General features: G+C 39.4%; 1 protein-coding gene. It reads right to left on the reverse strand.

What is annotated here, in order from left to right; translation table 11 throughout:
* Positions 1–220: 220 nt before the first annotated feature.
* A partial coding sequence (locus ACMHKH_RS14700) for a transposase (RefSeq protein ID WP_413521361.1) occupies positions 221–538 on the reverse strand: 318 nt, incomplete at its 5' end.

Consider the following 538-nt stretch of genomic DNA (forward strand, 5'->3'; position numbering starts at 1 on the left):
GCCTATCAAGTATTCTATTCTCAATTTACAACACCTTGTTCAGATGGCTCAAAACCTACTCTAATATCGTCGTCTGTTTTACTATCCACTTCCCCACCAAGCCCCTTTACCAAATCTGCCATTAAATCCTTATCCGTCTGTCTGGTCAGGAAATTTAATAGATTATCGGCTGTATATTCCTTTAAACCATCTACTGCATCATTCTCTAAAGAATCTATAGTCAGTTCGCAATAAAATAAATACAGCTCATATCCTGAAATAGCTTAGGCAGATTATTCTCCATCCAACCTTGGCGTAGAAACTTAGCTTGAGCCCATTTCTTTTCAATGGGGTTTAGATCAGGACTGTAGGGCGGCAGCCATAGAATACGATGGCCATCTCTATTGAGCAATTTTTGAATGCGATTATTCTTATGAAACCGAGCATTGTCCATCACAATCACGCATTTTCTCTTAAGGCTTGGTATTAGTGTGTATTTATACCAGTGATAGAATATATGGCTGTTGAACCGCCCCGGTATTGTCGGAGACTTAACATG

Origin of the sequence: Psychrobacter glacincola (assembly GCF_965118485.1) — a bacterium.
Classification (GTDB): Bacteria; Pseudomonadota; Gammaproteobacteria; order Pseudomonadales; family Moraxellaceae; genus Psychrobacter; species Psychrobacter glacincola_D.